The organism is Streptomyces sp. NPDC052016, from assembly GCF_044548445.1.
GTDB lineage: Bacteria > Actinomycetota > Actinomycetes > Streptomycetales > Streptomycetaceae > Streptomyces.
In genome coordinates, this window is record NZ_JBIUBX010000014.1 from 131716 (window position 1) to 145471 (window position 13756).

Consider the following 13756-nt stretch of genomic DNA (forward strand, 5'->3'; position numbering starts at 1 on the left):
CCCCCGCGGCGGAGTGCGCGCGGCTCGGCCTCCGGCCGTCGCCGTCGCCGTCCTGCATCCGTGCACCGCCGGTGCGGTTCGGGCAGGAAGCGGACCCCTCACGTCGGGGTGGGACGCCGTCGGCGGCTTGACGTCCGGGGGCGGCGCGCCGGCTTCGGCCGACCTCCCTGCCCATAAAATCGTGCGTTGCCCTGTCCACCCCTCCGAGAGGCCCGTCCCACCCATGAAGCTCGTCTTCGCCGGTACCCCCGAGGTCGCCGTTCCCGCTCTGGACGCACTGATCGCCTCCGGGCGGCACGAGGTGGCCGCCGTCGTCACGCGGCCCGACGCTCCCGCGGGGCGGGGGCGCAGGCTGGTCGCGTCCCCTGTGGCCCAGCGGGCCGAGGAGGCCGGGATCGAGGTGCTGAAGCCGGCCCATCCGCGGGAGCCGGAGTTCCTGGAGCGGCTGAAGGAGATCGCCCCGGACTGTTGTCCCGTCGTCGCCTACGGCGCCCTGCTGCCCAAGGCGGCCCTCGACATCCCGGCCCACGGCTGGGTCAACCTGCACTTCTCCCTGCTGCCGGCCTGGCGGGGGGCCGCACCCGTGCAGCACGCCATCATGGCGGGGGACGAGATCACCGGCGCGTCCACCTTCCTCATCGAGGAGGGACTCGACTCCGGTCCTGTTTACGGGACGGTCACGGAGGAGGTCCGGGCCACCGACACCAGCGGTGACCTGCTGACCCGGCTCGCCTTCGCGGGCGCCGGGCTCCTGGCCGCCACCATGGACGGGATCGAGGACGGCACGCTGAAGGCCGTACCGCAGCCGAACGACGGCGTCACCCTCGCCCCGAAGATCACCGTCGACGACGCGCGCGTCGACTGGAACGCCCCCGCGCTGCGGGTCGACCGGGTGGTGCGCGGGTGCACGCCGGCCCCGGGCGCCTGGACCACCTTCCGGGGCGAGCGGCTCAAGCTGATCCAGGTGCAGCCGGTTCCGGGGCGCGACGACCTCGCTCCGGGGACGCTGGCCGTCGGCAAGAACAGCGTGCACGTGGGCACCGGGTCGTACGCCGTCGAGCTGCTGTGGGTCCAGGCGCAGGGCAAGAAGCCGATGCGCGCGGCCGACTGGGCCCGCGGGGTCCGCATCGCGGACGGCGAGCACGTCGGCGCGTGACGCGACCGCGCGGGCTCCGTCGGCTTCGGTGTATGGCTGCGGCGGGCGCTCCGTCGGCTCCGGCGTATGGCTGCGGCGGGGGCTCCGTCTGCTCCGGTGTATGGCTGCGGCGGGGGCTCCGCTGGCTCCGGTGTATGGCTGCGGCGGGGGCTGCCCCGCCCCGGGCGTTGGCTGCTGAGCCGCTTCCGATGGTCTCTGAGCGTGCTGCCGTACGGCTCCGGCTGTGTCCCGGCGTAAAGCCTCTGCGGGCGGGCTCGCTGGGCCCCGCGTACGGCTGCTGCGCCGGTTCCGTTGATCCTTGAGCACGCTCCTGTGCGGGTCCGGGTGGTCCCGGCGTAACGCTTCTGCGCGCGCTGCGGCCTCCCGGTGCTCGCGGCGTGACGCTGCCGCGCCGGCGGCCCGTCGCGCGCCTCTGCGGGGGCCTCGGTGCCGTGCGCTCCTATGCGGGCCCCGGTTCGGCGTGTGCTCTTGCGCCGGCCTCGGTTCGGCGCGTGCTCCTGCGGGGCCCCGGTTCCGGCGCGCGCTCCTGGGCCGGCTCCGGTTCCGGCGTGTGCTCTTGCGGGGGTCCCGATGCGGCCTGTGCTCATGCGCGGGGCCCCGGCCCGTCGCGCCCTTCTGCGCGGCGCCGGTCGTGTGCTCCTGCGCCGGACCCCGGTGCGAGGCGAGCTCCTGCGGGCCCCGGTTCGGCGTGTGCTCCTGCGCGGGCCGTGGTGCGCCCGACGTACGCTGGTGGCGTCTTTCTTCCTGCAATCCGGAGCACCTTTTTCGTGAGCGATCAGCCCCGCCGTTCCCGCCCCACCGGCAAGCCCTACCGTCGGCCCAAGAAGGACCCCGTCCGTGTCCTCGCCTTCGAGGCGCTGCGGGCCGTGGACGAGCGGGACGCCTACGCCAACCTCGTGCTGCCGCCGCTGCTGCGCAAGGCGCGCGAGAGCGGGGACTTCGACGGGCGGGACGCCGCGCTCGCCACCGAGCTCGTGTACGGCACGCTGCGGCGGCAGGGGACGTACGACGCGATCATCGCCGCCTGCGTCGACCGGCCGCTGCGGGAGGTCGACCCGCCGGTGCTCGACGTCCTCGGTCTCGGTGCGCACCAGTTGCTCGGAACGCGGATCCCGACGCATGCCGCCGTGTCCGCCTCCGTCGAGCTGGCGCGGGTGGTTCTCGGCGACGGGCGGGCCAAGTTCGTGAACGCCGTACTGCGCAAGGTCGCGCAGCACGACCTCGACGCGTGGGTCGAGCGGGTCGCTCCGCCCTACGACGACGACCCCGAGGACCACCTGGCCGTCGTGCACTCGCACCCCCGCTGGGTCGTCTCCGCCCTGTGGGACTCCCTCGGCGGCGGGCGGGCCGGCATCGAGGACCTGCTGGAGGCCGACAACGAGCGGCCGGAGGTAACCCTGGTCGCCCGGCCCGGGCGGGCCACGGTCGACGAGCTGCTGCGCGAGGAGGCCGCGATGCCGGGGCGCTGGTCGCCGTACGCCGTACGGCTCACCGAGGGCGGCGAGCCCGGGGCCGTCGAGGCCGTACGGGAGGGGCGCGCGGGTGTGCAGGACGAGGGAAGTCAGCTGGTGGCGCTCGCCCTCGCCAACGCGCCGCTCGACGGGCCCGACGGGCGGTGGCTCGACGGGTGCGCCGGTCCCGGCGGCAAGGCCGCACTCCTGGCGGCCCTCGCGGCCGAGCGGGGTGCCGTGCTGCTCGCCTCGGAGAAGCAGCCGCATCGGGCCGGGCTCGTGGCCAGGGCCCTGGACGGGAATCCGGGGCCGTACCAGGTGATCGCCGCCGACGGGACGCGGCCGCCGTGGCGGCCCGGGTCCTTCGACCGCGTGCTGATGGACGTGCCCTGCACCGGGCTCGGCGCCCTGCGGCGACGGCCCGAGGCGCGGTGGCGGCGCCGCCCGGAGGATCTGGAGGGCTTCGCGCCGCTGCAGCGCGGGCTGCTGAGGACCGCGCTGGAGTCCGTACGGGTCGGGGGCGTCGTCGGGTACGCCACCTGCTCGCCGCACCTCGCCGAGACCCGGGCCGTCGTCGCCGACGTCCTCAAGCAGTACCCGGAGGCCGAGCTGATCGACGCCCGGCCCCTCCTCCCGGGTGTGCCGGCCCTCGGCGACGGGCCCGACGTGCAGCTGTGGCCGCATCTGCACGGGACGGACGCGATGTATCTGGCGGTCGTCCGGCGGACCGGGTGAGCTGAGGGGGCGGGGACGGGCCGCTGCGCGCGGCCGCGCGTGCACAGGCGACGCCGCGCTTCCCGGCGCGCCTGCACGGAGACCCGGTCGCCTTCGGTACGCCCCGGCCGCGCGCTCGAACTGCGGAAGGCCGCGACCGCACTCGACCGTCACGCACGGCCCGGGCGCGGCGAAGGCACCGGTCAGGTCACGCCCGAGGGCGGCGAGGGCACCGGTCAGGTCACGCCCGAGGGCGGCGAGGGCACTGGTCATGACCGGGCCGCCCGCACCACGGCCACCGTCATGGCGAGGCCGCGCGCGGCAGCGCCGGGCAGGGGACGCCGGCTGTGCCTGTGCGGCTCCGCCGCGTGGGCGCGGCCGGTCGCAGCCGGTCCGCGATCGCCGTACCGCGGCCTCCACCCGGCACCGATGTCCGCAACCCCCGGAGGGCATGGCAGGCTTGGGTCATGGCCGCGCAGATCAATCCCAGCATCCTGTCCGCCGACTTCGCCCGCCTCGCGGACGAGGCCCGGGCGGTCGCGGGAGCCGACTGGCTCCATGTCGACGTCATGGACAACCATTTCGTCCCGAACCTCACGCTCGGTGTGCCGGTCGTGGAGTCGCTGGCCCGTGCGACGGACACCCCGCTGGACTGCCACCTGATGATCGAGAACCCCGATCGGTGGGCTCCGCAGTACGTCGAGGCGGGCGCCTCCTCGGTCACCTTCCACGTCGAGGCGGCCGCCGCACCCGTGCGGCTAGCCCGCGAGATCCGGGCGAAGGGCGCCCGTGCCTCCATGGCGCTCAAGCCCGCGACGCCGATCGAACCGTTCGAGGATCTGCTGCCCGAGCTCGACATGCTGCTGATCATGACGGTCGAGCCGGGCTTCGGAGGTCAGGCCTTCCTCGACATCATGCTCCCGAAGATCCGCCGCACCCGCGAACTGATCGCCAAGCACGGCCTCCAGCTGTGGCTCCAGGTCGACGGCGGTGTCTCGGCCTCGACGATCGAGCGGTGCGCCGACGCCGGCGCGGACGTCTTCGTGGCCGGATCCGCCGTGTACGGGGCCGAGGACCCGGCGGAAGCGGTACGTGCACTGCGCACGCAGGCGGAGACGGCCACCGCCAAGGCGTCGTGGGCGTGCGACCACTGAGCCACAGCTACGTGAACGGCTCTCATCAGGGCTGATCGACCGCGCCGGATCTGCAAGGATGAACGGCGAATCCAGAGTGTGAACAGCAGTGAGGAGATCGCCGTGTCGGGTATGTCGGCGGGCCGGTCAGCCATGCGGATGGGACCCGCAGAGCTGGTGCAGGCGGCGGCCATGGCCCGCCGCTTCTACCTCGAGGGCAAGTCCAAGATCCAGATCGCGGAGGAGTTCGGCGTCAGCCGCTTCAAGGTGGCCCGGGTCCTGGAGACCGCTCTCGAACGGGATCTCGTACGCATCGAGATCCGCGTGCCGGCCGAACTGGACGCCGAGCGCTCCGACGCGCTCCGCGCCCGTTACGGCCTCCGGCACGCCGTCGTGGTCGAGTCCCCGGCCGATGCCGAGGAGTCGCCCGATCCCGAGAACCTGGGGGAAGTGGCCGCCGACCTGCTCGGCGAGCTCGTCAACGAGGGGGACGTCCTGGGCCTGGCCTGGGGCCGCTCCACCATCCACATGGCGGCGGCGCTGGACCGGCTGCCACCGTGCACGGTGGTGCAGCTGACGGGCGTGTACGACGCCGGGACCGCCGAGCGCGGCTCGGTCGAGGCCGTCCGCCGTGCCGCCCAGGTGTCCGGCGGCGACGCGCACCCCATCTACGCGCCGATGCTGCTGCCGGACGCGGCCACCGCGGCGGCGCTGCGGCACCAGACCGGGATCGCCCGGGCCTTCGAGTACTTCGACAAGGTCACGGTCGCCTGCGTGTCCATCGGCTCCTGGGAGCCGGGCATCTCGACGGTGCACGACATGCTCAGCGACGAGGAGCGCGGGCACTACGCCTCGCTCGGTGTCGCCGCGGAGATGTCCGCTCACCTCTTCGACACCGAGGGCCGCCGGGTCGGGCGCGACCTGGGCGAGCGGTGCATCACGGTCAAGGCCGACCAGCTCCGCCGTATCCCCGAGGTCGTCGCGATCGCGGGCGGGCAGCGCAAGGCGGCCGCGATCGACGCGGTGCTGCGGTCCGGGCTCGTCACCAGCCTGGTGACGGACACCTCGGCCGCGGACTACCTGATGACGGCCGGGCCGACGCCGAGGCCGGCACTCAACCGGGCGGACCCGGACGGGAACTGACGGACAGTCGGAAGGCGGGGGCGGCCCTCCCGGCCGTCCCCGTGGGCCGGAACCACGACTCGATCAGGGCGGTGGCTGGAATGACGGACCACGTACTCACGCTGGACCTCGACGGAGTCACGGACAAGGCGAGCCTGATGGAGCGCTGCGTCCGGGACCTGGAGTTGCCCGACTGGTTCGGCCGCAACTGGGACGCCCTCGCCGACAGCCTCACCGACCTCCCGTCCCGGTCCGGGGCCGAGGGGCTGCTGGTCGTCGTGCGCAACTGGCAGCCGTACGCGAAGGCGCGGCCGGAGGAGTGGGAGATCGCGCAGGAGGTGTTCTCGGCGGCGGTGGACCAGGCCCCCGAGCTCTCCGCGGTGCTCGCCCTCGGGGGAAAGCCGGGCGCTTGACCGCCGCGGCCGACGGGTATGCCTTGGATGTTCCTCCGAAGCCCCTCTGACCAGCCTGGATGATCGTCCCGGGCAGGGCACGGGGGCTGTCATGGGACAATGAAGTACGTGCTCTTCCCCCTGGCTGACCGGTCCGGGGGTCACCTCTGATCGACTGGGATGTGCAGCACGTGCGTTTCCTCAACGACATCCAGCCCGCGTACGACCTGACGTACGACGACGTCTTCATGGTCCCGAGCCGCAGTGCGGTCGGATCGCGTCAGGGCGTGGACCTCACCTCGCCGGACGGCACGGGCACCACCATCCCGCTGGTCGTCGCCAACATGACCGCCGTCGCCGGGCGTCGTATGGCCGAGACCGTGGCCCGGCGGGGCGGAATGGTGGTGATCCCGCAGGACATCCCGATCGACGTGGTCACCGATGTCATCTCCTGGGTGAAGAGCCGCCACCTGGTGCTGGACACCCCCATCGTGCTCTTCCCGCACCAGACCGTCGCCGACGCGCTGGCGCTGCTGCCCAAGCGCGCGCACAACGCCGGTGTCGTCGTGGACGAGGACCACCGGCCCGTCGGCGTCGTCACCGACGCGGACCTCACCGGAGTCGACCGCTTCACCCAGCTCGAAGTGGTCATGTCCAAGGACCTGCTGCTCCTCGACGCCGACATCGACCCGCGCGAGGCCTTCAACCGGCTGGACGCGGCCAACCGGCGCTACGCCCCCGCCGTCGACGCGGACGGCAGGCTGGCCGGCATCCTCACCCGCAAGGGCGCCCTGCGCGCCACGCTGTACACGCCGGCCACCGACGCGCGGGGCCGGCTGCGGATCGCCGCCGCCGTCGGAGTCAACGGCGACTTCGCGGGCAAGGCCAAGCTGCTGCTCGACGCGGGCGTGGACACGCTCGTCATCGACACGGCGCACGGCCACCAGGAGTCGATGATCAACGCGATCAAGCTGGTCCGCGACCTCGACCCGCAGGTCCCGATCGTGGCGGGCAACATCGTCTCCGCCGAGGGCGTCAAGGACCTGGTCGACGCGGGCGCCGACATCATCAAGGTCGGCGTCGGCCCCGGCGCCATGTGCACCACCCGCATGATGACCGGCGTCGGCCGGCCGCAGTTCTCGGCCGTCCTGGAGTGCGCCGCCGAGGCGAAGAAGTACGGCAAGCACGTGTGGGCCGACGGCGGTGTCCGCCACCCGCGCGACGTCGCCATGGCCCTGGCCGCCGGCGCCTCGAACGTGATGATCGGCTCGTGGTTCGCGGGCACGTACGAGTCGCCGGGCGACCTCCAGCAGGACGCGAGCGGCCGCTTCTACAAGGAGTCGTTCGGCATGGCGTCCGCGCGCGCCGTGCGCAACCGGACGGCCGAGGAGTCGGCCTACGACCGCGCCCGCAAGGGACTGTTCGAGGAGGGGATCTCCACCTCCCACATGTTCCTCGACCCGGCCCGCCCGGGCGTCGAGGACCTGATCGACGCGATCATCGCGGGCGTCCGCTCCTCCTGCACCTACGCCGGCGCCGCCTCCCTGGAGGAGTTCGCCGACAAGGCGATCGTCGGCGTCCAGAGCGCGGCCGGCTACGCCGAGGGCAAGCCGCTGCACGCCAGCTGGAACTGATCCGACTCCCTTGCGCACGGCCCCCGTCGACCCGAACACCGGGAAAAACGGGGGCCGTGCGCATGTCCCGGCGGCTACCGTCGGGCGCACGGAGATCACCGTCTGCCGGGCCGCCGGCGTGGCGCTCCTCGACCGGCACATCGGCTCGCCAGGGGTCACGTCGTTCCACGCCCGCCGGTTCGCACGCCAGGAGCGGGGCGAGAGCACCTACCTGGTCGCCTGGCTGGACGGGCGGCCCGTCGGGAACGCGGAGATGCGCTGGACCGGCTGCGACGCCCCGGACGTGCGCGCCGCACGGCCCGGCTGCCCGGAGACCGGAGGGCTCGGCGTGTGGCCCGAGGAACTCCGCTCGCGCGGCATCGGCACAGGCCTCGTGCGCGCCGCCGATAACCCGGCCCGGGAACGGGGCATCACGGTGGCCGGCCCCGGCGTCGCGAAGGACAACCCACGCGCGGCCGCCCTCCACGCGCGGCTCGGCTACCGGCCCCTCACCGACTACCTCGACCGCTGGACGTACGAGGGCACCGACGGCATCGCCCACGAGTGCGTCGACCCGTGGGCCTTCCTCGTCCGGGAACTGTCCTGACCAGCCACTACGCAACGGCTCGAAGTCCCCGCGCAACGAATGCCCGGTCACCCGCGAGGAACGCAATGATCTTGCGGTGACGCGCAAGGTTGCTGCATTACAACGGCAACGCTCCGCCTCGTAGGGTCATGCGCTGTACGTGGCGTGGCAGGGACCCCGCTCGGTGGGTGCCTGCTCGCGCGGGTCTGCCTCCGGTCCCCGCCGCCCCGATCGGCAGCGACGAAGGAGTCAGCGCGTGCTCGACCAAGGCGCACCCCCGCAACAGCGCAGTCAGACCGCCCCGCCGTCCCCCGGGGCCATCGCCCGGCTCATGCGGCGCAAGCCCGTGGAACGCCTGGTCGCCGAGGGTGGCCAGGGCGAGGGAGGGGCCCTGAGGCGTTCGCTGGGGCTCTGGCAGCTCACCATGATCAGCATCGGCGCGACGCTCGGCACGGGCATCTTCGTCGTCCTCGGGGAGGCGGTGCCGAAAGCCGGTCCGGCCGTCACCCTCTCCTTCGTGATCGCCGGACTCACGGCCCTCTTCTCGGCCCTGTCCTACGCCGAACTGGCCGGCACCATCCCCGTCTCCGGCTCCTCCTACTCGTACGCATACGCAACGATGGGCGAGCTGATCGCCTGGATCTGCGGCTGGTGTCTGGTCCTGGAGTACGGCGTGTCGGTGGCCGCCGTGGCCGTCGGCTGGGGCGAGTACCTCAACGAACTGCTCGACGGCACCATCGGCGTCACCATCCCGGCCGCGCTCTCCGCCCCGCCCGGCGACGGAGGCGTCTTCAACCTGCCCGCCCTGATCGTCGTCCTCCTCGCGATGGCCTTCCTGCTCGGCGGGGCCCGCGAGTCCGCCCGCGCCAACACGGTCATGGTCGTCGTCAAGATCGCCGCGCTGGTGCTGTTCTGCGCGATCGGCGTCCAGGGCTTCCGCTCCGGCAACTACGAGAACTTCATGCCGCTCGGCATGGCCGGCGTCAGCGCGGCCGGCGCGACGCTCTTCTTCTCCTACATCGGCTTCGACGCCGCCTCCACCGCCGGTGAGGAGGCGAAGAACGCGCAGCGCGACCTGCCCCGCGCGATCATGCTGTCGCTCGTCATCGTGACGGTGCTGTACGTCCTCGTCGCCGCCGTCGCGGTCGGCGCCAAGCCCTGGGAGGGCTTCACGGACTCCGAGGCCGCGCTCGCCCAGATCATGCGCGAGGTCACCGGCCAGACCTTCTGGGGCACGCTGCTGGCGTTCTGCGCCGTCGTCGCCATCGCCAGCGTCGTCCTGACCGTGCTCTACGGCCAGACCCGCATCCTCTTCGCCATGTCCCGGGACGGGCTCGTGCCCAAGGTGTTCGCCCGCGTCCACCCGAAGACCGGCACACCCCGCGCCAACACGCTGATCGTCTCCCTGTTCTGCGGCGTCCTGGCCGCCGCCGTTCCGCTCGGCCAGCTCGCCGACGCCACCAGCATCGGCACCCTCTTCGCCTTCGCGCTGGTCAACGTGGCCGTCGTGGTCCTGCGCCGGACCCGTCCCGAGATGCCCCGCACCTTCCGCGTCCCGCTGTCGCCCGTGCTGCCCGCCCTGGGCTTCGGCTTCTGCGTCTGGATGATGGGCAGCCTCTCCACCGTCACCTGGGTGGTCTTCGGAGTCTGGATGGCCGTCGGTCTCGTGTTCTACTTCGTGTACGGCTACCGCCGCTCCCGACTCGCACCCCCAGCAGCATCAGAAGTGAAGTGAACCGACCGCAGTGCTGAACGATCTCGACGAACGCATCGTGCACGCCCTCGCCGAGGACGCCCGCCGCTCCTACGCGGACATCGGCCAGCTCGTCGGCCTGTCCGCGCCCGCCGTGAAACGGCGTGTGGACCGGCTGCGCGCCACCGGAGCCATCACCGGCTTCACCGTCCGCGTCGACCCTGCGGCCCTCGGCTGGGAGACCGAGGGGTTCGTCGAGATCTACTGCCGGCGCAACACCTCGCCGGAGACCATCCAGCGGGGCCTGGAGCGCTACCAGGAGGTCGTCGCCGCCTCCACCGTCACGGGCGAGGCTGACGCGATCGCCCAGGTCTTCGCCGCCGACATGCGCCACTTCGAGCGTGTGCTGGAGCGGATCGCGGGTGAGCCGTTCGTCGAGCGGACGAAGTCCGTGCTCGTGCTGTCCCCGCTGCTGCGGCGCTTCTCGTCCGGGTCGCCCACCTGACCCCTGCGGCGAGCCGTCCACGGGCACGCGCGTGGAAGCGGTGGTGAGCCGTCCACGGGCACGCGCGTGGAAGCGGCGTCCACGGGCACGCGCGTGGAAGCGGTGGTGAGCCTTCCGCGGGTCCCGCTGAAGCGGTGGCGGGCCGTCCGCGGGCCTCCGCCCGAAAGCGGTGGTGACCCGGACGGACGACGGTCTACGCTCGGTGCCATGACCTGGCGACATTGATCCACCAGCCGTGCCTCCCGAGGGCCGCCTCGGACGCCGTACCCCCGGTGTCCGAACCGTCCCTGCCGGAAGGCCTCATGACTCTCTCACCTGCGCGTGTGCCCGCCGTCGGTGTCCGGCGGCTCACCGCCACGCTGTACGGCTACTCGTTCCTCGACGAGTTCGTCCTGCTCTACCCGGTGTACGCGCTGCTGTTCGCGGACACCGGTCTGTCCGTCTGGCAGATGTCGTCGCTGTTCGTCCTGTGGTCGGCGACCGGCGTCCTGCTGGAGGTGCCCTCCGGCGCCTGGGCCGACGCCGTGTCCCGGCGGCTGCTGCTGTGGCTCGGTCCGCTGCTGGGCGCGGCCGGCTTCGCCCTGTGGGTGCTCGTCCCGTCGTACTGGGCGTTCGCGGCCGGCTTCGTCCTGTGGGGCGCCCGAGGGGCGCTGGGCTCCGGTGCGCTCGAGGCGCTCGTCTACGAGGAGCTGGAGCGGCTCGGCGCCGCGGACCGGTACGCCCGCGTCATGGGCCGGGCCCAAGCCGCCGGACAGGTCGCCACGATGGCCGCCATGGCCGTGGCCGGACCGGTGTTCGCGGCCCACGGGTACCCGGCGGTCGGTGCGGCCAGCGTGCTGGCCTGCCTGCTGACCGCGGCCGTCGCGACCCGCTTCCCGGAGGTGCGGACGACCGACAGCGAGCGCGAGGACTGGGCCGCCACCCTGCGTTCCGGTCTCGCCGAAGCCCGCGGCGACCGCTCCGTCCGCGGCGCCCTGCTGCTCGTCCCCGCCGTCGCCGCCGTCTGGGGCGCCCTCGACGAGTACACACCGCTGCTGGCCCGCGGCACCGGGGTGCCGGACGTCGCCGTCCCGTACCTGCTGGTCCTGATCTGGGCCGGCGTCACGGCCGGCAGCCTGCTGGCCGGCCCGGCCGAACGCCTGGGCCGCAACGGACTCGCCGGGGTGCTGTCCCTCTCCGCGGTCGCCCTCGCGGCCGGCGCGACCGCCGGGACACCGGCCGGCATCGTTCTGGTGGCGGTCGCCTTCGGCGGCTTCCAACTGGCGACCGTACTGGCCGACGCCCGGCTGCAACAGCGCATCGACGGCACCGGACGGGCCACCCTCACCTCGGTCGCGGGCCTGGGCACCGAGCTGGCCACCATCGCCGTCTACGGCTCCTATGCGATCCTCGCCTCGACGGGCACCCACGGCCTCGCCTTCGCCCTGTTCGCCGTGCCGTACCTGGCGACGGCGCTGGTGCTGTACCGACGCCGCCGGTGACGGCACCGGTTGGCACCGCGCGGGCAGGCCGACACCCACCGGCGTTCGTGACCACCGGCCACGGACGCCGATGGCACTTCGCGACCCATGCACGGGTGGCGGACGCGCCCGAGCGCCGGGAGGCGGTCCACCCCTGCGCGCGGCGCGCAGAGCCGTGCGCGCGCCCACCGCCGCCGCGGCCGGGCCGGCGCGTGTCGCCTCCTGTCCGGCGGGTTCTCGGTCCTGGGCGGCGCGGCACCTGGTGCTCTGCGGGGCCGACCGGTGGCGGTGGTCGCTGTCGTGGCCGGGCCGGTGCGTGTCGCCTCCTGTCCGGCGGGTTCTCGGTCCTGGGCGGCGCGGCACCTGGTGCTCTGCGGGGCCGACCGGTTGGCGGTGGTCGCTGTCGTGGCCGGGCCGGTGCGTGTCGCCTCCTGTCCGGCTGGTCCTTCGTGCTGGGCGGCGCGGCACCTGGTGCTCTGCGGGGCCGACCGGTGGCGGTGGTCGCTGTCGTGGCCGGGCCGGAACGTCGGCACCTCGCGTGGGGCGGGTGGCGGTCGTGGCCCCGGGCCTCGCACGGGCGGAGACGGCCGAGGGCGTCCGCGTACGGCTGTCTCGACGCCTTGTGCGCGTCGATGCGCGCGCTGTCCGGGCGGTCGTGCGGAGTCGCGTCGCCGGTGACGGCGGCTGCTGTCGGGGTCCCGGGCGGGCGTCGCTACGGGCGGGCGTCGCTTCGGGCGGGCGTCGCTTCGGGCGGTGCTTCTGCGGTCGGTGGCGGTGCTTCTGCGGTCGGTCCGGGTGGTGCGGTCGCCTTGCGGTGCGCGCGGCCGGCCGACGGTGTGCGGCGCCGGGCCGGGTTCGGCGCGGTCCCGGGCGGGAGTCGCTCCGGGCGGCGCCTCTGCGGTCGGTGGCGGCGGCGGGCGGCCGCGGTGGCCCCCGCGTGCGTCGCCGCGGGCGGGCATGAGGGCGCCGTGGGAGGCGTGCAACGAATCGCCGCCGAGTGGCCGGGCGACGCAACGAACCGCTCACCGGCGCGCAACGGCTCCTTCTTGTCCGCCCTGGTCAGCCGCCCGTACGGTCTACGTGGCCCCCCGAACCCCCTCTACCGGTGAGGAACACGCATGCGCACCGCCCTGCTCCAGAGCTCCGGCCGCCCCGGCTCGGTCGCCGAGAACCTCAAGGTCCTCGACGAGGCCGCGGGCCGGGCGGCAGCCGCGGGCGCCGGGCTGCTCGTCGCGCCGGAGCTGTTCCTCACCGGGTACGCGATCGGCGACGACATCGCCCGCCTCGCCGAACCCGCCGACGGCGACTCCGCGGACACGGTCGCGGAGACCGCGTCCCGGCACGGGCTGGCGATCGCGTACGGCTACCCGGAGCGCGACCGCGCGACGGTGTACAACTCGGCCCAGCTGATCTCCGCCGACGGCACCCGTCTCGCGAACTACCGCAAGACCCACCTCTTCGGCTGCTTCGAGCGCGACCAGTTCGCGCCCGGCGGGCAGCCGGTCGTCCAGGCCGAGCTGAACGGCCTCACCGTCGGCCTGATGATCTGCTACGACGTCGAGTTCCCGGAGAACGTCCGCGCCCACGCCCTGGCCGGCACCGACCTCCTGGTGGTGCCGACGGCGCAGATGCACCCCTTCCAGTTCGTCGCCGAGTCGATGATCCCGGTGCGCGCCTTCGAGAACCAGATGTACGTCGCGTACGTCAACCGGGTCGGCAGGGAAGGGGAGTTCGAGTTCGTCGGACTCTCCACGCTGGCCGGTCCCGACGGCTTCGCCCGCGCCCGTGCCGGACGCGGCGAGGAGCTGGTGTTCGCCGACGTCGACCCCGCCTTCCTGGCCGCCGCCCGCGAGGCGAACCCGTACCTGAAGGACCGCCGCCCGGGTCTGTACGGGTCCCTGGTCTGACACCCCCCGAGCCTCCCCCAGTTC

Annotated in this window: 11 protein-coding genes; all 11 read left to right on the plus strand. The window is 73.5% G+C overall.

Translation table 11 applies throughout. From position 1 onward, the window contains the following. The first annotated feature begins 223 nt into the window (after positions 1 to 223). Entirely contained in the window at positions 224 to 1156 is a 933-nt protein-coding gene (fmt, locus tag ACIHAR_RS19170; protein WP_400020557.1) for a methionyl-tRNA formyltransferase, read from the plus strand. 767 nt (positions 1157 to 1923) lie between these two features. Then, positions 1924 to 3342, plus strand: coding sequence for an RsmB/NOP family class I SAM-dependent RNA methyltransferase (locus tag ACIHAR_RS19175; protein WP_400020559.1), 1419 nt, complete (start codon positions 1924 to 1926; stop codon positions 3340 to 3342). A gap of 446 nt (positions 3343 to 3788) precedes the next feature. Beyond that, positions 3789 to 4475, plus strand: a complete 687-nt coding sequence (gene rpe, locus ACIHAR_RS19180) for a ribulose-phosphate 3-epimerase (RefSeq protein ID WP_365455353.1) — start codon at positions 3789 to 3791, stop codon at positions 4473 to 4475. Positions 4476 to 4553: 78 nt separating this feature from the next. After that, positions 4554 to 5597: a sugar-binding domain-containing protein gene (locus ACIHAR_RS19185; RefSeq protein WP_365455350.1), complete on the plus strand. Its 1044-nt coding sequence runs from the start codon at positions 4554 to 4556 to the stop codon at positions 5595 to 5597. 80 nt (positions 5598 to 5677) lie between these two features. Continuing rightward, the gene (locus tag ACIHAR_RS19190) at positions 5678 to 5989 is read left to right on the plus strand and encodes a barstar family protein (RefSeq protein ID WP_365455347.1); all 312 of its coding nucleotides are present in this window, start codon (positions 5678 to 5680) and stop codon (positions 5987 to 5989) included. A gap of 170 nt (positions 5990 to 6159) precedes the next feature. Beyond that, a complete protein-coding gene (locus ACIHAR_RS19195; protein WP_365456123.1) occupies positions 6160 to 7602 on the plus strand; it encodes a GuaB1 family IMP dehydrogenase-related protein in 1443 nt (480 codons plus the stop codon). A 94-nt stretch (positions 7603 to 7696) separates the two neighbouring features. Continuing rightward, positions 7697 to 8188: a GNAT family N-acetyltransferase gene (locus ACIHAR_RS19200; protein WP_400020653.1), complete on the plus strand. Its 492-nt coding sequence runs from the start codon at positions 7697 to 7699 to the stop codon at positions 8186 to 8188. Between the two features lie 235 nt (positions 8189 to 8423). Next, on the plus strand, positions 8424 to 9902 hold the full coding sequence (locus tag ACIHAR_RS19205; protein ID WP_365455344.1) for an amino acid permease: 1479 nt from the start codon (positions 8424 to 8426) through the stop codon (positions 9900 to 9902). A 10-nt stretch (positions 9903 to 9912) separates the two neighbouring features. Next, on the plus strand, positions 9913 to 10365 hold the full coding sequence (locus ACIHAR_RS19210; protein ID WP_189936465.1) for an Lrp/AsnC family transcriptional regulator: 453 nt from the start codon (positions 9913 to 9915) through the stop codon (positions 10363 to 10365). A 302-nt stretch (positions 10366 to 10667) separates the two neighbouring features. Further along, a complete protein-coding gene (locus ACIHAR_RS19215) occupies positions 10668 to 11846 on the plus strand; it encodes an MFS transporter (RefSeq protein WP_365455341.1) in 1179 nt (392 codons plus the stop codon). 1097 nt (positions 11847 to 12943) lie between these two features. After that, positions 12944 to 13732 (plus strand): carbon-nitrogen hydrolase family protein, encoded by a 789-nt coding sequence (locus ACIHAR_RS19220; RefSeq protein WP_365455338.1) that lies wholly within the window; start codon positions 12944 to 12946, stop codon positions 13730 to 13732. Positions 13733 to 13756 lie beyond the last annotated feature (24 nt).

Coding starts and splice junctions, on each gene's coding strand:
- fmt (WP_400020557.1), top strand. CDS start 224: ATGAAGCTCGTCTTCGCCGGTACCCCCGAGGTCGCCGTTCCCGCTCTG.
- rpe (WP_365455353.1), top strand. CDS start 3,789: ATGGCCGCGCAGATCAATCCCAGCATCCTGTCCGCCGACTTCGCCCGC.
- ACIHAR_RS19190 (WP_365455347.1), top strand. CDS start 5,678: ATGACGGACCACGTACTCACGCTGGACCTCGACGGAGTCACGGACAAG.
- ACIHAR_RS19215 (WP_365455341.1), top strand. CDS start 10,668: ATGACTCTCTCACCTGCGCGTGTGCCCGCCGTCGGTGTCCGGCGGCTC.
- ACIHAR_RS19220 (WP_365455338.1), top strand. CDS start 12,944: ATGCGCACCGCCCTGCTCCAGAGCTCCGGCCGCCCCGGCTCGGTCGCC.